Here is a 19,871-nt window from a genome sequence, read left to right as displayed (position 1 = left end):
CTCTTTTGTTGTTGAATTGAGATTTGAAGCCCATAGAAACTATGATATATTACATGCTTTTGCAGCTTAAAGCGGATGAAGAGGATTTAAGGTTGTCAGTCTTTCGGATAGGGCTTTTTCCTGTTTGTCCTGTTCAAGAGATAATCTGTACTTGTATTATGTAAATCGGCCAATTTGATCAAAATTCCGGTGGGTATATCTACTTCGCCGCGTTCATAATTGCTGTAAATTCTTTGGCTGCAATTGAGATATGTCGCAACCTGTGTTTGGGTCATATCCTTATCTTCGCGTAAATTTCTTATTCTTTCATACATAATGAAATCACCTCAAGATAATTATAGTTTAGCGAATTATTCGCTATTGATTTTTAGCGAAGATATCGCTAGAATTATCTTGAAAAGGAAATAGGAGGATAGAAAGAAGGCGAAATATGAAATCTATTTTGGAAGAGTTGTATGAAGGCAATATATACCCCAATGAACTGATTATTTCAAAAGACCCTGAATACCGTCCGTTAAACAAAAAAATATCCGGCATGCTGGCAATGTGGAAAAAGAAACTCTCAGAAGATGAGTACAATCAACTTGAAAAGCTACTGGATTTGCGTTCTCAATCAAGTTTGCTGGAAGCCTCCCAATCGTTTATGTACGGATTTAAATTGGGTGCATTGATTATGATGGAAGTATTGACCGGAAAGGATGAGCTTGTACGTGGATGAGAGCCTGAACTATGATGTCCCCCTGATCAAAATTAGTTTGCCTTAAAGACAATGAGCCGTCCACTATTTACCCTGAATTTCCAGTTAAAGAATATATCCGGCCGAGGTGGAAAAATTGCAAGAGAAAATTTGGCATGCCATGGACATTGAGGAGCTTTGCCGGGAACTGGGGGCGGACACTGAACAGGGGCTTAACAGGGATGAGGCCGCCGCCCGATTAAAGAAGCACGGCCCCAACGCCCTCCAGGAAAAGCCGCCCCGCAGCCTGCTATCCATGTTTATAGGCCAGATGAAAGAGGTATTGGTGCTGATTCTAATTGCCGCCGCTGTTATTTCGGCCGGCATCGGCGAGTGGGAGGATTCCCTGGTCATTATAATTATTGTTATTCTTAATGGCGTAATAGGAGTATTTCAGGAGCATAAGGCCGAAAACGCGCTAAAGGCGTTAAAGGATATGACAAAGCCCTCGGCAAAGGCGGTCAGGGGAGGGAAGGTTTTACAAATAAGCGCGGAAGATGTGGTGCCCGGTGATTTAATACTTTTGGAGGCCGGCGACTCGGTTCCCTCGGACGCAAGGCTGCTGGAGGCTGCTTCCCTGGAGGTTAATGAGTCCGCCCTGACAGGTGAGTCACTGCCGGTGGAAAAGAACCCTGCTGTGATAAGGGATGGCGAAGTTCCGGTTGGCGACCGGAAAAATATGCTTTTTATGGGCACCACCATAAACGCCGGGCGTGGCAAGGCAATTGTTGTGGAAACCGGGATGAAAACCCAGCTGGGCCGGATTGCCGAACTGCTGGACGAGGCGGTTCCCGGGGCCACCCCCCTGCAAAAACGTTTAAATAAGCTGGGTAAAGTATTGGGGGCGGCAGCGGCGGCCATTGTGGCCCTGGTATTTTTAATAGGTTACCTGCGGGGCGAAGATTTGCTGGAAATGTTCATGGTCTCCATAAGTCTGGCCGTTGCCGCCATACCGGAGGGGCTGACCGCGGTGGTGACCATTGTGCTGGCCCTGGGTGTTACCAGGATGAGCCGGCGGCGGGCCATTGTAAGAAAGCTGCCGGCAGTTGAGACCCTTGGCACGGCCACGGTTATTTGCTCCGACAAGACCGGCACCCTGACAAAAAATGAAATGACCGTAACCCGGATTGTATTGCCGGGTCAACACTTTGATATAACGGGCACCGGGTATAACCCGGAAGGAAAGATTTTGGATCAGGCCGGCAAGGAATCGCCGCCCCGGGGCGACTTGAAATTTATGCTTGTCAGCGGTCTTTTAAGCAGCGATGCGCAGCTGGAGGAAACCGCCCAGGGGCACAGGGTGATTGGGGACCCCACCGAGGGGGCCTTAATTGTTGCTGCCGCCAAAGCGGGTTTCAATAAAAATATATATGAAAGGGAAAGCCCCCGGCTGGCCGAGATTCCCTTTGATTCCAAGCGCAAGATGATGACCACCTTTAACCAAATGGAGGGTGCCGTACGCTCCTTGACCAAAGGGGCGCCGGATGTCCTTTTGGCCCGCTGCGGCTTTATATTAAATAACGGGCGGGCCTTCGAACTGACGGAGGATGAGCGGGCCAGGCTTTTGGAAATAAATTCGGAGCTGGCTTCCCGGGGACAGAGGGTGCTGGCCCTGGCCACCCGGGAATGGCCCGGGGTTCCGCCTGAGCCGGGGGCGGAATTGGTGGAGCGTAATTTGACTTTTGTGGGCTTTTTCGCAATTGTCGACCCTCCCCGGCCCGAAGCCCGGGAGGCGGTGGCGGTTTGTCACAGGGCGGGCATCCGCACGGTGATGATAACCGGTGACCACCGTGATACAGCGGTGGCCATAGCAAGGGAATTGCAAATAATCCGCTCCGGCGAGGCCAGCATGACGGGTGACGAGCTGGAAAAAATGTCTGATCAGGAGTTGAAAAAAAGGATCAATGAAGTCACCGTCTTCGCCAGGGTATCTCCGGAACACAAGCTTAGAATAGTGGAAGCCCTGAAGCACCATGGCCACGTGGTGGCCATGACGGGTGATGGTGTAAATGACGCCCCGGCCCTTAAAAGAGCGGACGTGGGAGCGGCAATGGGTATTACCGGCACCGAGGTGGCCAAGGAAGCCGCCGACATAGTGCTTCAGGATGATAATTTTGCCACCATTGTAAAGGCCGTGGAGGAAGGCCGGACCATCTACAATAATATAAGAAGCTCCATACAATACCTGCTTTCCTGCAATACAGGCGAAATTGCGGCTATTTTTTCAGCCCTTTCCCTGGGCCTGGGCAGCCCCTTGAGTCCCATTCAGATACTATGGCTGAATCTGGTTACCGACGGCCCTCCCGCCCTGGCCCTGGGTTTGGAGCCCCCCAAAAAGGGAATTATGGAGAAGCCGCCCCGCGGTATCCGGGAAGGTTTTTTTGCCGGTGGTGTCGGCAGCGGCATACTTTGGCAGGGCATAATGATCGGTCTTTTGTCCCTGGCGGCCTACTGGCTGGCCCTTGACCGGGGCAGAACCCTGGAGGAGGCCCGCACAATGGCCTTTATTACCATGGCCATGTCCCAGTTGGTACACTCCTTTAATGTCCGCAGCAGGGAGCAATCCCTTTTTACCCTGGGCTTCTTTACAAACCGCAGCCTTGTTTTATCCTTTATAGTATCAACCGCGGCACTGCTTAGTGTGGTGTTTACTCCATTTTTAAGAGAGGTTTTTGAGACAGTGATACTGCGGCCCTGGGACTGGGGGGCGGTATTTATTTTAAGTATAGTGCCGCTGTTTATGGAGGAGACAAGAAAGCTCACCCTCAGGCTTCGCAATTTAAGGTGAGGCAGCCATGCCGCAATGGGAAGCATAAGCCCGGTTACTTCCCGTGCCGGCGGGCGGCATATCTCTCAAACAGCATGAGCATGTAAGCAGGCGCAATCCGGACCGGCCGCACAGACGGGGGATTCAGCTGTGCCGTTTCGGTAAAAAGCCCTCATCCCTTGTGTGCCAAGGGATGAGGGCTTTTTCCAGCGTCTTTGTCTGGTTGAAATTATTTATTGTTTTTTTATTCCTGTCAGCAGCATTTCAAAATGTTCCTGAACATAATCTTTTAAGTTAAATTCAGGGTATCGTATACACCATTCATAAGTTATCCCTCTTAAGCTTATGATACAGTGTCTTGTAATTGTATCAACAGCTATATCTGTTTTGAATTCCCCCTGCTCTATGCCCCGGCTAATTATATTACTAAAGATTTTATAGAGCTCCCTATTGTAATCCAATGCGGCATCTGTATTTATAGTTTTTGTTATGTTAGCTTTATATATAATTTTTATATGGTCATAACCTATGGTAAATGCAATAATATCGGCGATTTTTCCCGCCAGCGAGATAAGAATATCGGAAGCCGTTGTGCTGTCGGGAAATGACTCGAAATAGGATTTATAATCAAAATCCAACTTATCTACATAATCGGCAATTAATTCGGCTATCAGAGAGTCTTTTGAATTAAAGTGCACGTAAAAGGCCCCTTTAGATACCCCTGCTATTTCCACTATGGAATCAACACTCACATTATCAAAACCATACTTTCCAAACAACTGTTCAGCGCTCTCATAGATTTTCTTTTTCGTTTCAATGGCTTGTTTTTTCCTATTGTTTGGTTTTTCTTTATCCACCATTATCTCTCCTATATTGACGGTATCGGCAATTAAATATATGACGACCGTAGTCGGTGACCTTAGTCTCTGGATGATCTTGGTATGATTATATCACATAATCAGGACTATTACATCGGGCGGGAGGCTGCATTGCCTTTGACAGAGGGGCTGAAATTCCGTTGATGAGCCGGATCCGTATCAACTTTATGGAAAAATAATCGTTGACGGAATTATGAATGACGTTTACTATTAGAAATGGTAATAAAATCAATAAACAGGAGTATGGAGATGGTGAGATGAGAGCCCGGCTTGAGCGGGAACGGGAAACCAGACGGGAAAGCATTATTGAGGCTACCGAGCAGCTTCTTAACGAGAAGACCTTTGAGTCAATTACTATGGATGACATAGCCATGCGCTCCGATTTTGCTAAAGCATCTATTTATCAATATTTCAAAAACAAGGAAGAATTGCTAATTAAAGTTTTTTCAAGGATTTTGGAGATAAAATGCCGTTTAATCAAGGAGAAATGTTTGTCCCAGGCTGATCCTGTTCAAGCGATAAGGAATTATATAAGGCTTGAATTTGAATTTATTCGCCGGTATCCATGGGGCCCGAGGGTGGCGGCAACCTTTCCCTTTATAGATTACCAGGAGGTAAACTATTTATTTGCTCTATATGAGCAAAAGAAAAAGCTCATTGCGGCTATCATCCAGCGGGGCCAAACCGGGGGAATATTTGTCAAGGCCGACCTGGATGTTTTTACCAATATGATTATTTCTGCGGGTGTAGGATTTGTAAATTATTTTTCCACTCATATGTCCTCTGATTTGCAAAGCCCGGAAATAGAGATGTTTATCTCAACCATAATTAAAGGCATTACTAAGGGGGAGCAATGACCGATGACAAATCCGGTGACACAAGCCAATATTCCAGTAGAGAAACCAAAGAAAAACCCGATATCCAGGATAATCCGTATTGCTATCCTGACATTGGCAGTAATCGCGGCGGCTGTTTTCGGCATTCGCTGGTACATTCAATTAACAACCACGGTCACAACCGATAATGCCAAAGTGTCTGCGGATTTGGTCGGTATCAGCGCCGAGGTTTCCGGCAAGCTCACCGATGTCTGCGTTCAGGAAGGGGATACCGTGGAGGTAGGGCAGTTGTTGGCCAGTCTGGATGGTTCCCAATACCTTATTAGTGCTTCCCAGGCGGAAGCAGCCTGGCAACTCAGCAAAATAGCCGTTACCAAGCTGCCGAACGATATTAAGGCCGCCCAGATGTCCGTTACCAGGGCGGAAAGCGCCTTATCCGCCGCTAAAGCCCAGGCGGCTATTAATAAATTGGCCGTGGAAGACGCCAGGCGCATATTGGATAAAAACACGGTTCTATACCAGCAGGGAGCGGCTGCCAGGGAAGACTGGGACAGCTATACAATTAAATATGAAACGGCGGTGAAGGCACTGGAAGCTGCCAATGCCAATGTAAATTCCGCTCAGGATTCCGTCTCGGCCGCCCAGGCCCAATTGGATACCTTGATGAAAACCGGCGGCGCCACCTATGCGGCCCAGGAAAAGCAGGCCAAAGCGGCTTATGATAATGCCCAACTGACATTGGCGCGTACAAGCATTAAATCTCCTGTTAGTGGAGGCGTGGTAAAAGTTACGGCTTTGAACGGACAAAACGTTAGCTCGGGAGCCTCCTTGTTCACCATCGTAAATCCCCAGCGGATCTGGGTTGTAGCCAACATTGAAGAGAAAAAAGTAGCACGGATACATATTGGTGATAAAGTCGACATCGCCGTGGATGCATACCCCGATATAGTTTTTGCCGGCCAGGTTAAAGAGATCGGTGGTGCTACTCAATCGAGTTTTTCCATCCTGCCCACAGAAAACACATCGGGTAACTATACCAAGGTGGCCCAGCGCCTGCCTGTAAAAATAAGCGTTGTTCAGCAGGATAACAAGTTAAAGCCCGGTATGTCCGCCGTAGTGACCATTAAGACGCAATAAGTGGGGATTTAATAATGAAAACCGGTGAATCACGGGATAGGATTAACTGGGCTGCAACCTCAGTTATCATAATGGGAACCTTTTTGCAAGGCCTTACCGGAAATATCGTTAATGTTGCGATATCAAAGCTTATGGCTGTCTTTGGCACCAATGCCAACGACATTCAATGGGTACTCACGGCTTACATGCTGACCCAGGGAATTGTAATAGCCCTGGCCGGGTATTTAGGGGACAAATATGGCTATAAAAAAACCTTTGTCGCTGCGCTGGTTATTTTTACCCTGGGCTCATTCCTATGCGGCTCGTCATTTAATTTAAATATGATGATTATCAGCCGGGTGCTGCAGGGGATAGGGGCGGGAATCATCATGCCTTTAGGCATGGCGATTTGTTTCAGGATCAATCCCATATACAAAATAGGTATGGTGCTTGGCGTATGGGGGATTGCCGGAATGGCGACCATGGCTATCGGGCCGTCTCTGGGAGGATATCTTATTGAGGTTGCCAGCTGGCGAATGCTTTTTTATATAAATCTGCCCGTCGGTCTGCTGGCTATATTTATGGGAATCACTTTGCTGCCGGAAACTGAGAAAAACGCCAAATCAACCATGGATACCCTAGGTATTGCCACCATCTGCATCGGTTTGTTTTGTCTAATATTTGCTTTAAGTAAAGGCAACCAGATGGGTTGGGAAGATCCGCTAATTGTGGCAATGTTGCTGGTTGGAATTTTAAGCCTGCTTATCATGGTGGTCCACGAACTGCGGTGTCCGGAACCTGTGCTGGATATGCGATTATTTAAAAATAAGCTTTTCACTTTGTCCACTATTGTTTCTTCTTTTATTCAAGTGGCTATGGTAGTGGCGGTTTATCTTTTTCCTCTTTTGATGCAAAGCGTACTGGGGCAGACTGCAATGCAAACCGGATTGGTTTTGCTGCCGCCCGCGCTGATCACCGCGATAACCATGCCCATCAGCGGCAAGCTGTTCGATAAATATGGCGCCCGCTACCTGATCCTGATCGGCATGGTAATTATGACTGTTTCATCTTACGCCATGAAGGACTTTAATGCCTCCACATCCTTTAACACGATGATGTTTTGGCTGTCGATCCGTGGAATAGGAATTGGCTTGGCGTTATCACCCGCCATTAATGTGGGGATGATGGGGATTCCGAAAGAATCAACCGGTACCGCCTCTTCCCTGGGGAATGTCATCCGGAGTGTGGCAACCACTTTTGGAATTGCTGTTATGACCAATTTGATGCAATCACGCAATACCTTTCATTATGCCAATTTAGCCCAGAATGTGGCCCTGGATAAGCCGGACGGTTTGAATATGATTTCAGCCCTGCAGGGGATAGGGTTAAATGCCGGTCTTGGGGCACAAGGAGGCCAGATGCTTAGCCTATCCCTGCTGTACAGGCATGTGGCCCAGCAATCCATGGTGCTGGCTATTTCCGACTGTTTCATTATAGGCGCCGTGTTGTGCGGTGTGGCATTTATACTTGCTTTATTTTTGCATGACAGAAAGAAACCTAAAGCTGCCGCCAGTGGCCCCGCCGCCCTGCAAGCCCGGCTTAATCCTCCCGCCAGTCCGGACAGAGGATAACGGGTGCTATTTAGAAGCCCGGTGTTGTGTTAAGGTGGCAGTCACGTCATTGCACCCGCATTCCCTGTATAGCAGGGATTGCGGGTGTTATTATATAGGTGAGCAGCCTTGCATAATGCCGGCGGTTCGCCCAATTAATGGTGGCAAGTGGGAAGGAGTTTGTGTGCGTGTTCGGTAAAGAATGGATGTGGGGGCGGCAGGCAGGAAACCGTCATATTTTGACGAATTTAGGTATAAATTGCAATTGGATATATTGACCAGCCTAACTAATCTATTCCTTGCCGGGGTTCGGGCAGGGTTGGGAGGTATCGGTTTGAGCCGTAAGGTTGTTCACTTAAACAATTTTGTCCAGGAGATTCCTTTGCTCCAGACAAAGATGCAGGTGCCGCGCACGTTGTCGGGTCTGGTGGAGCGTCCCCGGATCCACAACCGTCTGGACGAGATGCTGCAAGGCAGACTCACTCTGGTCACGGCCCCCGCCGGGTTCGGCAAGACCACCGCCGTGGCCCAGTGGGCCAGGCAAAAGGGTTCTCCCGTCGCCTGGCTGTCTTTGGACGGCAGCGATAACGACCCGGTGCGGTTCTGGATCTATGTGGCAGCCGCCCTGGGAGGTCTTAAGAAAGACATCGGCGCGGAGATGGCGCTCATGCTGCGTTCCTCAACCAATCCGCCCTGGGAGGCGGCCATTTCGCTGCTCATAGACGACCTGTCACACCTGCCCTCCGATTTCGCCCTGGTACTGGATGATTATCACCTCATCAGCGAACCTCTTGTTCACGAAACCCTTTCGTTTCTGGTACGCTACGCGCCCGGGCAGCTTCACACCATTGTGGCCGGACGCACAGAACCGCCGCTTTCCCTGCCCCGTCTCAGGGCCGCCGGCCAGGTGGCTGAACTGAACGTCCGGGATCTGGGCTTTGCCCCGGGGGAAATGGCGGCCTTTTATAAACAGCGGGATATAGATCTCACCGGCGAAGAGGTCGAAAAATTAGCCGGCCGCACCGGAGGCTGGGCCGCCGGCATGCAGATAGCAGCCATGTCCTTGCTGGAAAGCGGCGATAAAGCCGCGACCATCGAACGCTTTGGGGGCAGGGACCGCCTTCTTGCCGGCTACTTCCTGGAAGAGGTGTTCGGGTGGTTCGGGCCGGATGTGCAGGAATTCCTGCTGCAAACATCCATCCTCGGCCATTTATCCGGTCCGCTCTGCCAGGCGGTGACCGGAAGGCCAGACAGCGTCACCGTTCTGGCCACGGTGGGGAAGTCCTGCGGTTTTGTGGCCTGCCTGGACGACCAGTGGTACGTGTATCACCACCTTTTTGCCGAATTCTTACAGGGGCTCCTGAAGGAGAGATACCCGGACCGGATCCGCGGTATGTATGGAAAGGCTGCCCGTTGGTGCGAGGATGCCGGGCTGGCCTCCAAGGCCGTCGATTATTACCTGCAGGGTGGCGAATACCATCAGGCGGCCGGCCTGGTGGAGCGACTGGTTCAGGAAATGCTGAACCTGGGCGAAACGGCAACCCTGTTCAGGTGGCTGCAGGCCCTGCCGGCCGAAGTAGTGGATAAAAGCCCCGCCCTGTGTGTGGCGCAGGCTTGGGCCGCCGTTGCGGCCAACCGGGCTGCCGAGGTGGAGCTCTGGCTGGAGCGGGCCGACGCTTCCTGCCGGGATGCGGAGGCAAGGCCCGGGGACGGCAGGAACAATATGGCCGTGGACATGGTCGTCCTCAGGGCATACCTGGCGGTGAAACGAAGGGATGTGCCGGGAGTCTTGCACTGTCTTACCCGGGCGGGACAGAACCCGGAAAAGGTTATCACGTATGGGCGGAGCGCTGCGTTTCAACAGCTGGAAACCAGCCTGCTGGGGGGGGTGCTGGGATGGTTCGGCCGCCTGAAAGAGGCTGTTCGGGCCGTGGAGAGCGGCGCCCACCTTAAGCTTCGAAGCCTGGCTGACCCCGCCACCGCCAGGGCCGGATACGTACTGGTGGCCTATGCCGAGATTCTGTACGAATGGAACAAAGCCGACGCCGCGGTCAAAAGTCTGGTGGAGGGTATGGAGGAGGCCCAGAGGATGGAACAGGCCGGAGCCCTGGTCCCGGCTTTCTTTACCCTGGCCAAAATCCACCGGTCCCGTGGCGACCTGGCGGTTGCCCTGGCTACGGCTGAGGAAGCCGAAAGGAAGGTCCGGTCCTTTGGCCAGCTGCATTGGCTGTTTCCCCTGGCCGCTTTGAAGGCCCGCCTCAATCTGGAGGCGGGCGACTCCGAAGCGGCAGAGGCCTGGCTGGCCCACAGCCGCCTGGACATTTACGACCGCCTTAGCGCCGCCCGGGCTTACGAGCACATAACCTGCGCCCGGGTGTTGCTGGCCCTGGGACGGGTGGCGGAAGCCCTGCTGCTCCTTGAACGCCTGCTGGTTCTTGCTGAAAAGGAGCAGCGGCTGCCCGGTATCATAGAAATATCCAACCTGCTGGCCATCGCCTGCGACACTGCGGGACGGACGGCGGAAGGCCTGGAAATTCTCCGGCAAAACCTGGCCCTGGGCCGGGAGAACGGCTACCTGCGCAGCTTCGTGGATGAAGGCGCGCCCATGCTGACCCTTTTGCGGCGGCTGACCCGCAGCCAGCCGGTGGACGGGGAGGCCTACCTCCGGCAATTGCTCGATTTATTGCGGGAGAGTCCGGTGCTGCGTTATTCGGGGCTGCAAGCGGTGTCCGCCGGGTGCGACAATCTCACGGCCAAGGAACTGGCCGTGTTGAGGCTGGTGGCCGCAGGTCTGAACAGGCGGTCCATCGCCGGGGAACTCGGTGTCGCGCTGACAACGGTGAAGACCCATCTGGCCAATATATACGGCAAGCTGGGAGTCACTGATCGCCGGGATGCCGTGGAGAGGGCGCGCCAGATGGGTATTCTCCAATAAAACATGGAACTGTGCGGAGTATAAAGGGCCGGGTGGGGTTGCCACCCGGCCCAAATTATTTTTGGGAAAAAGGTCTCATTCTTTTCTCATCCCCCGGATGATGTCAAAACCGGACCCTCATGATAAAATTTCCCAGCAGGTTATTTATGGAATATTTGACTTATATAGTAGATGGCCCTGTTAGACTTCAGTTCGTTGCTTGGTTTTTGCCTTATGTATTGCAGCCGTGATCAGCTCTGTTGCCATACCGGCAGGAATAATTGCCGCGGCAGCGGGCGCCGTGGGTGTTCCAGTAGCTTTCACGGCGTCAAAGAAACAGGGGTGGAACGTGAAAATAAATGACCAGCATTATACCATTTCAATTGTATAGCCAATTTGGAAAAAACTCTAGGTCCGTTGTTTGCGTCTACACTTTTTCAGCGGCCTCGGCAGTTCCCGGCCCATTATTACCCCATGGTTTGTTAAGAGGCTTTCTTTTGAGCAGACCCGTGTCTCTGGCTGAAGAGAGACGGGTTTTATTTGATATGCCCGGCATGGGCGTCATCTCAAGGTTGGAAGTCCCGAACGGGGGCCGGTGAGCGCCTACCGTTTGTAAAAGGCAAGGGTGTCCGCCGCGAGGCGGAATCTGAAGGAAGCTGGAAGCAAAGGCTTGACCTGACATCTGCTAAAGATGCATAAAATGCCAAAAATGTTGTTGATTACAATAAAAGGAAGTGATTTTTATGGATTCGTTATTAGGACAAATCAGTGCGTTTCCGTACACGTATGAGCCCGCCAACTGGGCCCTGTGTGACGGCCGGGCCATGCAGATTTCCACCAACCAGGCCCTGTACACCTTGATTGGCACAACCTTCGGCGGCAACGGAACCACTACTTTTAATCTGCCCGACCTGCGCTCCGCCGCCATAGGCTGGGGTGGCGTCAGGTACTTTATCTGCTTGGCCGGCATATACCCCAGCAGAGGCTAGTGTTTAAAGTTTTCATCAAACTTGATGGGAGAGTGAAAATTTCATGGAGCCATTTATAGGCTTAATAAAATTGTTGCCATACAACTTTACGCCTTACGGCTGGCTGCCCTGCGAAGGGCAGATCCTTCAAGTGCAGCAATATACAGCCCTGTTTTCCCTGATTGGCAACAAATTCGGCGGTAACGGCAGCACCACTTTTGCCCTGCCTGACCTGAGGGGCTTTGAGCCTCAGCCGGGAGCCCGGTACTTTATGGCCATCTTTGGTTTATATCCGGAAAGAAGTTAAACGCGGTCATGGTTTAACTGAGTATTTCACAGGAGGAAGATATTATGGAAACATTTATAGGCGCGGTTGAACTGTTCCCCTACTTTTTCGAGCCGGTGGGCTGGGTTCTGTGCGACGGGCGGCTGCTTAACATTTCGCAAAATGATGTGCTGTATTCGCTGCTGGGCAACCGGTTCGGCGGTGACGGCATCACCACCTTTGCCCTGCCCAACCTGCTGGGAACTGAGCCCATACCGGGCATGAACTTCTACATCGCCACAGCCGGCGACTATCCTGTTGTAAGTTAAAGAAAAGGTTGAGGTTGACGCGCTCTTCCAAACACGAATACGGAAAGGATTGAAGATATATGAACAACGTGGTTATTAACAAGACCGTAAATTCCAGCAGCCATGTGTCGCCCTTTGCCGCCGGAAAGGCGGTGGACGGCACCCTGACCCCGCTTAGCAGATGGCTGTGCGACGCCATGCCCTGCTGGCTTCAGGTGGATTTGGGCAAGAATTATTATATTCAAAGATGGGTTGTCAAGCACATGGGGGCTGTGGGCTGGCAATCTCCGTCCTACAACATGATAGACTACTCTCTCCAGGGAAGCCTGGATAACGCCAATTTTAGCAGCCTGGACTCGGTTACCAGCAATAGCTTAAGTTCCACCGACCGCGTCTTCCCGTTTGCCCAGGCCAGGTATGTGAGGGTTAACGTGACCAAAGGGCTTAACATCAACAAGGGCGTCGCCTCAGTGGTCGGATTGGAGGTTTACGGAACCTGCGCGGTTTTATCAGCGCTTGTTATAAAAGTAGGCAAGACCACGATATATCCTAACCCGCAATTTAGCCCGACTATCTTCTCATATACCGCAAGCGTGGCTAATTCCGTGACAGCAGTGACGGTTATCCCCACTGCTTTAGACGGCGGCGCAGCCATTACAGTAAACGGTCAACCAGTTATAAGCGGTCAAGCGCAGTCGGTTAATTTAAACGTGGGACAGAACACCATCACGATGGTTGTAACAACAGACGGTAATGACCAGAACACATACACCATTACCGTAACCAGGGCAAGCTCGTAGAAAATTGCGATCCTCATGTTAATAAATAAATTACACTAAACAAACAACATTATCCTGAAAGGCCAAACTTAAAACACAGCCTTTTTTCAGAGTTGTTGTTTGTTTTTAATTTGGAGATGATTAAATGCGTGATTACAAGAAATTTTCTCCATTATTTTTCAGCATAGCTTTTTTATTTTTTTTCTTCATAAACAATAATGTGACATATGCTGCTACATCTACATTGAACCCTATCGCGGATCAACTTCAAAATACTGTCGGGGCTAATCCCCCTACTATTTTTGATAGCGACTTAGCCTATTCGCCTGGCCATAGTCTTCTATGGGTAGGCTACTACTATGAATTAATGCCGCCGCCGGGTGATCCTTACGTTATAGTTGAAAAGTCCGTTATAAAATTTGACTTAAGTTCAATAAGTGGAACAGTGACCAGTGCAAGTCTTAAATTATATACTACAGAGGTGACAGGAGCACCATTTGTAGATTTGTACGGATCAAGTGACGATGATTGGGTGGAAGGTATTACTCCCGAGCTCCCATCTCTGGATACCACAATTGTGCAGAATGATACAAACATTACAGCAAATAGTTGGAAAACCTTCGATGTGACATCCTTTATCAACAGTGAGGTTTCAGGAAATAAAGAAGCTACCTTCGTTTTAACAGGAATGACCACAGGAACAGATACCAATGATTTTGGATTTTATTCCAGGGAAGAAGCAGACACTTCAAAACGGCCTGTGCTTGAGGTAACTTACACTACCCCTGCCACAGTCGCTTCCGTTGGTGTTCCTGCCAACGGCACTTATGGCGTGGGGCAGAACCTGGATTTTACCGTAAACTACAGTGAGGCTGTCACAGTGACCGGCACGCCGTATATCCCAATCACCCTTGACACCGGCGGTACGGTAAATGCTTCATATGTCGGCGGCTCAGGTTCGACGGACCTGGTCTTCCGTTATACGGTCCAGTCCGGCAACCTGGACACAAACGGTGTTTCCGTTGGGGGAAGCATAAACCTAAACGGTGGTACAATAAAAAATGGAACGGAAAATGCTTCCCTCACCTTAAACAGTATGGGAAGCACGGCGGCTGTCCTGGTGGACGGTGTCGCCCCCACCGTTTCCTCGGCGGCCCTGGCCGCCAGCAACGCTTATATTGACGTCACCTTCGATGAAGGCGTATACGGCGCCTCCGATGGCGCAACGGCCCTGACGGCGGCCAAACTGGCTTTAACCTTCACACAGAGCGGAGGCACCGCCACCAATGCGGTGATCAATTCGGTGAAACGGAACGACAATATAGCGGAAGGCTCGGCCTCAGCCCTGACAGGCGGCGAAACCACCGTAAGGGTTTTCCTCACCGTAACCGGAATTCCTTCCGGAGCGGAAACCATCGAGATCAAACCAGCCGACGGCGCCTCAGTATACGACATGGTCGGCAACGCCATGTCCATCCTGCAGACCACCGGGGCTAAAAACCTTAACGACCAGACTCCGCCTACCCTGGCCGGGGCGGCCCGGACCGACGACACCCATATAACCGTCGCGCTGAGCAAGAACTGCACTAACATCACCAAGGCCAACGACGGCGGCTTCACCGTGGAAGAATCAGGCTTCCCGGGCACCACTTACGTGGTTTCGGCCATCGCCCAGGGCGTTGACGCCAGCCACGTGGTGCTCACCGTGGCCAATATGGGCGTGTCGGCCAAAGAAGGCGTCACCGTAAAATACACCGCCGGCGGCAACGGCACTGTTCAGGATACCGCCGGAAACGCCCTGGCCACCGATGGCGCCGGAGTCGCCGTGGCGGCCTGGGATACCACCAGCCCCACCATCACCGCAGCGTCCCTGGCCTCGACCAACGCTTACATTGATGTCACCTTCGATGAAGGCGTATACGGCGCTACCGATGGTGCAACGGCCCTGACGGCGGCTAAACTTGCCCTGACCTTCACCCGGAACGGGGGCACTGCCACCAACGCGGTGATCAGCTCGGTGAAACAGAACGACAATATAGCGGAAGGCCCGGCCTCGGCCCTGGCGGGCGGTGAGACCACCGTGCGGGTTTTTCTCACCATGACCGGAACCCCTTCCGGAGTTGAGACCATTGAAGTCAAGCCCGCCGACGGCGCAGCCATATACGACAAGGCCGGCAATGCCATGTCAGCCTTGCAGACCACCGGAGTCAAAAACCTGAACGACCAAAATCCGCCCACCCTGGTCAGCGCGGCCCGGACCGACGACACCCATATCACCGTCACCCTTAGCAAAAACTGCGTGAATATCGCCAAGGCTAACGACGGCGGCTTCACGGTTGAGGAAACGGGTGCTCCTGGTACCGCCTATGCGGTTTCCGCCATTGCCCAGGGCGCTGACGCCAGCCACGTGGTGCTCACCGTGGCCAATATGGGCGTGTCGGCCAAAGAAGGCGTCACCGTTAAATATACCGCCGGCGGTAACGGCACCGTCCAGGATGCCGTTGGAAACGCCCTGGCCACCGACGGCGCCGGAGTTGTTGTGGCGGCCTGGGATACCGCCAGCCCCACCATCACCGCGGCGGCCCTGGCTTCGACCAACGCTTACATTGATGTCACCTTCGATGAAAGTGTATACGGCGCCAATGACGGGTCCACGGTCCTGACGGCGGCCAAATTTGCCCTGACCTTCACCCGGAATGGGGGCACCGCCACCAATGTAGTAATCAGCTCGGTGAAACAAAACGACAATATAGCGGAAGGCTCGGCCTCGGCCCTGGCGGGCGGTGAGACCATCGTGCGGGTTTTTCTCACCATGACCGGAACCCCTTCCGGAGTTGAGACCATTGAAGTCAAACCCGCCGACGGCGCAGCCATATACGACAAAGCCGGCAATGCCATGGCCGACTTGCAGACCACTGGAATTAAAACATTAAACGACCAGAATCCACCCACCCTGGCCGGGGCGGCTCGGACGGACGATACCCACATAACCGTGACGCTGAGCAAGAGCTGTGTAAACATCACCAAGGCCAATGACGGCGGCTTCACGGTTGAGGAAACGGGTGCTCCCGGCACCACCTATGCGGTATCGGCTATCGCCCAGGGCGCCGACGCCGGCCACGTGGTACTTACCGTGGCCAACCTGGGTATATCGGCCAAAGAAGGTGTCACCGTGAAATACACCGCCAGCGGTAACGGCACCGTCCAGGATACCCCCGGAAACCCCTTGGCCACCGATGGTGTTGGAGTCGCCGTGGCGGCCTGGGATACCGCCAGCCCCGCCATGTCTTCGACGGCCCTGGACGCCGGTAACGCTTACCTGGACATCACCTTCAGTGAAGGCGTATACGGCGCCGGAGACGGTTCAAGCGCTTTGACGGCGGCTAAACTTGCTTTAACCTTCACCCAAAACGCGGGAACAGCCACAAACGCGGCGATAAGCTCGGTGAAAAAGAACGACGGCGCGACGGAAGGCTCGGCTTCGGCCCTGGCAGGCGGCGAAACCACCGTGAGGGTCTTCCTCACAGTGACCGGAACTCCATCCGGAGCGGAAACCATTGAGATCAAACCGGCCGGCGGCGCATCAATATACGACAAGGCCGGCAATGCCATGGCCGACTTGCAGACCACGGGGGTTAAAGCATTAAACGACCAGAATCCGCCCATCCTGGCCGGGGCGGCTCGGACTGACGATACCCACATAACCGTGACGCTGAGCAAGAACTGTGTAAACATCACCAAGGCCAACGACGGCGGCTTCACGGTTGAGGAAACGGGCGCTCCCGGCACCCCCTATGCGGTATCGGCCATCGCCCAGGGCGTTGACGCCGGCCACGTGGTGCTCACCGTGGCCAGCCTGGGTATATCGGCCAAAGAGGGCGTCACAGTTAAATACACCGCCGGCGGCAACGGCAGCGTCCAGGATACCGCCGGAAACGCCCTGGCCACCGACGGTGTTGGAGTCGTCGTGCTGGCCTGGGATACCGCCAGCCCCGACATTACCGGGGCGGCACTGGCCTCCACCAATGCTTACATTGACGTCACCTTCGATGATGGAGTGTACGGGGCCACTGACGGGACCACGGCACTGACGGCGGCCGAATTTGCTTTAACCTTCACCCAAAACACTGGAGCAGCCACCAATGCGGCGATAAGCTCGGTGAAAAAGAACGACAGCCCGGTGGAAGGCTCGGCCTCGGCCTTGACCGGCGGCGAAACCACCGTGAGGGTTTTCCTTACCGTGACCGGAACTCCATCCGGAGCGGAAACCATTGAGATCAAACCAGCCGGCGGCGCGGCCATATACGACAAGGCCGGCAATGCCATGGTCGTTTTGCAGACCACGGGAGTTAAAACACTAAACAACCAGAATCCGCCACCACCGCCACCGCCGCTGCTGGCAGTAACCACCGGAAGTTTGCCCGATGGCACAGAGGGAGTTCTGTATGGTGGCGCATCCCTTGCGGCTTCCGGCGGAACCCCGCCCTACACCTGGAGCGCCGCCGGCCTGCCCGCGGGTCTTGGTGTCAGCTCTGCCGGGGTGATCAGCGGCATTCCGTCCGAGCCGGGAACATTCATCGTTACAATTACAGTTTGGGACAGCGGCGGCTATAGCGCTTCCGCCAATTTAAGCCTGACTGTCAGCCGGGCCGCCGCCCCTGTGCTTTTAAGCGCGGCCACCAATGCGACGGGAACAAAAATAACGCTTATTTTCGATAAGGCCATGGCCGACCCGCGGGGTAAGCATGACAGTTTTACAGTTATAGCCGGCGGTACAGTTAATAAAGTAATCTCAGCCGCCCTGAACACCGACCCGGCAGAAATCGACCTTACACTTGCCAGTGCGGCCAACAGCGGGGAATCGATTACCATAAGCTATACACCGGGATCACTGGCTGCTGCCGATGGGGGCCTGCTGGCCGCGTTTGCGGGGCAAGCCGTTAATAACCGGAAAGCCTATATTGAATACTCAAAAGATTATTTTAAGGAAGCGGAAGCTGGCGACGGATCAATAGACAATACAACTCCCCTGGAGATTACTCTGGTTAACGGAACATTTTCCGGCGGGAACGGCGATGATTTTATCAGGGCAGGGAAACTTAATATATCCAATCTGCCTGCCGGATTGTCCGGGTCAGCCCTCAGGGCTGATGAGCATACCCTGCTGGTGACACTGACCGGAAAAGCAGTCAAACATTCAGCCGAAGACAGTATCAGCAACTTGGCCCTGGCTCTCAGGGATATTGCCTTTATGGATGTAAGCGCTGCCGGTGTGAGTAATTCGTCAAAGAATGATTTTTCCATTACATTTATAGACCCGGTGGCGGTGAGGAGCTTAAAACTAAACCCCCGGGAACTGACGCTGGCAGCCGGCGGCGAGCCGGTTACCCTTGAAGTTGAAATAGTCCCGGCCGATGCCGCCAATGTGCATTTAGTCTGGAGCAGCAGCAAGCCGAAAGTGGCTACCGTGGATGAAAGCGGTACGGTTACCCCGGTTTCCACAGGCTCCGCCATAATAGAGGTCAAAACTGCGGACGGCAAAAAGTCGGATACCTGCCGGGTAACTGTAAAAAAAGCTGTGGCGGTAAGGACTTTAAAGCTTGACCCCCAAAGTCTGACGCTGGCAGCCGACGGCGAGGCGGTTACCCTTGAAGTTGAAATATCCCCGGCCGATGCCGCCAATGTGCATTTAGTCTGGAGCAGCAGCAAGCCGAAAGTGGCCACCGTGGATGAAAACGGCACGGTTACCCCGGTTTCCACGGGCTCCGCCATAATAGAGGTTGCCACTGAGGACGGCAAAAAGTCGGATACCTGCCGGGTAACCGTAAAAAAATCTGTGCCGGTGAGGACTTTAAAGCTTGACCCCCAAAGGCTTACGCTGACAGCCGACGGCGAGGCGGCTACCCTTGAAGTTGAAATACTCCCGGCAGGGGCCAGCAATGTGCAGTTAATCTGGAGCAGCAGCAAGCCGAAAGTGGCCACCGTGGATGAAAACGGTACGGTCACCCCGGTTTCCGCAGGCACTGCCATAATAGAGGTTACCACTGAGGACGGCAAAAAGTCGGATACCTGCCGGGTAACTGTAAAAAAAGCTGTGGCGGTGAAGGATATAAAGCTTAACAAAAGCAGGCTGACCCTTAAATGCGGAGACCCGCCCACAGCTCTCGTGGCAAAGGTAATCCCGGATGATGCCACAAATAAAGAAATAATCTGGACCAGCACCAAACCAGAGGTTGCAACAGTGGATGATAAAGGTGTGGTAACCCCGGTTTCCGCAGGCAGTACAACCATCAAGGCAGCCACTTTGGATGGTAAAGAATCTGCTGCTTGCAAAGTCACGGTAAAAAAACGCTAGATATTGAGGAGCCATTCCCATTTGACCTGCGCCTCCCCGTCAGAATCTGGAATAATGGCCGGCCACCGCACAGTGGCATTGCTGGTTACCGGATTATTATCCAGGTCGTACAGCTTTAAAGTAAATCCAGTATTGTTTGGCTCCAGGCCGGCTTCAGTTCCGACCCCCGCAATTAACGGGTTGCCGGATGAGTTGCGGGCGTCGAAAGTAGGCATGAAGGGATATTAAGTTGGATTTTTTTTGCAAGGAACGGCCCCTGGGAAGATATTCTCCCCAGGGGTTTTGTGATCAATATATTTTGACAAAAACACATGTTTTTATTGGGGTGAAGGCCGGGTT

13 protein-coding genes are annotated in these 19,871 nt (G+C 52.7%); 11 read left to right on the top strand and 2 right to left on the bottom strand.

Going from position 1 to position 19,871, the window contains the following annotated elements:
- Positions 1-95: 95 nt before the first annotated feature.
- On the bottom strand, positions 96-314 hold the full coding sequence (locus DCCM_RS01335; RefSeq protein ID WP_104370668.1) for a helix-turn-helix domain-containing protein: 219 nt from the start codon (positions 312-314) through the stop codon (positions 96-98).
- Positions 315-430: 116 nt separating this feature from the next.
- Here DCCM_RS01335 and DCCM_RS01330 point away from each other — a divergent pair, with 116 nt between their 5' ends.
- Both DCCM_RS01330 and DCCM_RS01325 read left to right on the top strand, forming a co-directional pair.
- The gene (locus DCCM_RS01330) at positions 431-718 is read left to right on the top strand and encodes a DUF6809 family protein (RefSeq protein ID WP_104370667.1); all 288 of its coding nucleotides are present in this window, start codon (positions 431-433) and stop codon (positions 716-718) included.
- A gap of 106 nt (positions 719-824) precedes the next feature.
- Positions 825-3,524: a cation-translocating P-type ATPase gene (locus DCCM_RS01325; RefSeq protein ID WP_231702593.1), complete on the top strand. Its 2,700-nt coding sequence runs from the start codon at positions 825-827 to the stop codon at positions 3,522-3,524.
- A gap of 212 nt (positions 3,525-3,736) precedes the next feature.
- On the opposite strand, the gene DCCM_RS01320 is transcribed toward DCCM_RS01325, so the two are convergent.
- Positions 3,737-4,363, bottom strand: a complete 627-nt coding sequence (locus DCCM_RS01320; RefSeq protein WP_104370666.1) for a TetR/AcrR family transcriptional regulator — start codon at positions 4,361-4,363, stop codon at positions 3,737-3,739.
- A 215-nt stretch (positions 4,364-4,578) separates the two neighbouring features.
- On the opposite strand from DCCM_RS01320, the gene DCCM_RS01315 reads away from it, so the two are divergent.
- From DCCM_RS01315 to DCCM_RS01275, 9 genes are all read left to right on the top strand, one after another.
- Positions 4,579-5,238 (top strand): TetR/AcrR family transcriptional regulator, encoded by a 660-nt coding sequence (locus DCCM_RS01315; protein ID WP_104370665.1) that lies wholly within the window; start codon positions 4,579-4,581, stop codon positions 5,236-5,238.
- 3 nt (positions 5,239-5,241) lie between these two features.
- Positions 5,242-6,354 (top strand): HlyD family secretion protein, encoded by a 1,113-nt coding sequence (locus DCCM_RS01310; protein WP_104370664.1) that lies wholly within the window; start codon positions 5,242-5,244, stop codon positions 6,352-6,354.
- 14 nt (positions 6,355-6,368) lie between these two features.
- Positions 6,369-7,964, top strand: a complete 1,596-nt coding sequence (locus tag DCCM_RS01305; protein WP_104370663.1) for a DHA2 family efflux MFS transporter permease subunit — start codon at positions 6,369-6,371, stop codon at positions 7,962-7,964.
- Between the two features lie 313 nt (positions 7,965-8,277).
- On the top strand, positions 8,278-10,878 hold the full coding sequence (locus tag DCCM_RS01300) for a winged helix-turn-helix domain-containing protein (protein WP_104370741.1): 2,601 nt from the start codon (positions 8,278-8,280) through the stop codon (positions 10,876-10,878).
- Between the two features lie 722 nt (positions 10,879-11,600).
- Positions 11,601-11,846 carry a tail fiber protein gene (locus DCCM_RS01295; RefSeq protein WP_104370662.1) on the top strand — a complete coding sequence of 82 codons (246 nt, stop codon included), beginning with the start codon at positions 11,601-11,603 and terminating at the stop codon, positions 11,844-11,846.
- 43 nt (positions 11,847-11,889) lie between these two features.
- On the top strand, positions 11,890-12,132 hold the full coding sequence (locus tag DCCM_RS01290; RefSeq protein ID WP_104370661.1) for a phage tail protein: 243 nt from the start codon (positions 11,890-11,892) through the stop codon (positions 12,130-12,132).
- A gap of 44 nt (positions 12,133-12,176) precedes the next feature.
- Complete coding sequence (locus DCCM_RS01285; protein WP_104370660.1) at positions 12,177-12,419, top strand: phage tail protein; 243 nt, start codon at positions 12,177-12,179, stop codon at positions 12,417-12,419.
- Between the two features lie 59 nt (positions 12,420-12,478).
- Positions 12,479-13,198, top strand: coding sequence for a cadherin-like beta sandwich domain-containing protein (locus tag DCCM_RS01280; RefSeq protein ID WP_104370659.1), 720 nt, complete (start codon positions 12,479-12,481; stop codon positions 13,196-13,198).
- A gap of 124 nt (positions 13,199-13,322) precedes the next feature.
- The gene (locus DCCM_RS01275) at positions 13,323-19,532 is read left to right on the top strand and encodes an Ig-like domain-containing protein (RefSeq protein WP_112787728.1); all 6,210 of its coding nucleotides are present in this window, start codon (positions 13,323-13,325) and stop codon (positions 19,530-19,532) included.
- The last annotated feature ends 339 nt before the right edge of the window (positions 19,533-19,871 follow it).

Source organism: Desulfocucumis palustris (assembly GCF_002933875.1).
Lineage (GTDB): Bacteria > Bacillota > Desulfotomaculia > Desulfotomaculales > Desulfocucumaceae > Desulfocucumis > Desulfocucumis palustris.
This window is presented reverse-complemented; position numbering and strand designations above follow the sequence as displayed.

Coding starts and splice junctions, on each gene's coding strand:
- DCCM_RS01275 (WP_112787728.1), top strand. CDS start 13,323: ATGCGTGATTACAAGAAATTTTCTCCATTATTTTTCAGCATAGCTTTT.
- DCCM_RS01305 (WP_104370663.1), top strand. CDS start 6,369: ATGAAAACCGGTGAATCACGGGATAGGATTAACTGGGCTGCAACCTCA.
- DCCM_RS01330 (WP_104370667.1), top strand. CDS start 431: ATGAAATCTATTTTGGAAGAGTTGTATGAAGGCAATATATACCCCAAT.
- DCCM_RS01315 (WP_104370665.1), top strand. CDS start 4,579: ATGACGTTTACTATTAGAAATGGTAATAAAATCAATAAACAGGAGTAT.
- DCCM_RS01320 (WP_104370666.1), bottom strand. CDS start 4,363: ATGGTGGATAAAGAAAAACCAAACAATAGGAAAAAACAAGCCATTGAA.
- DCCM_RS01295 (WP_104370662.1), top strand. CDS start 11,601: ATGGATTCGTTATTAGGACAAATCAGTGCGTTTCCGTACACGTATGAG.
- DCCM_RS01280 (WP_104370659.1), top strand. CDS start 12,479: ATGAACAACGTGGTTATTAACAAGACCGTAAATTCCAGCAGCCATGTG.
- DCCM_RS01290 (WP_104370661.1), top strand. CDS start 11,890: ATGGAGCCATTTATAGGCTTAATAAAATTGTTGCCATACAACTTTACG.
- DCCM_RS01335 (WP_104370668.1), bottom strand. CDS start 314: ATGTATGAAAGAATAAGAAATTTACGCGAAGATAAGGATATGACCCAA.
- DCCM_RS01285 (WP_104370660.1), top strand. CDS start 12,177: ATGGAAACATTTATAGGCGCGGTTGAACTGTTCCCCTACTTTTTCGAG.
- DCCM_RS01310 (WP_104370664.1), top strand. CDS start 5,242: ATGACAAATCCGGTGACACAAGCCAATATTCCAGTAGAGAAACCAAAG.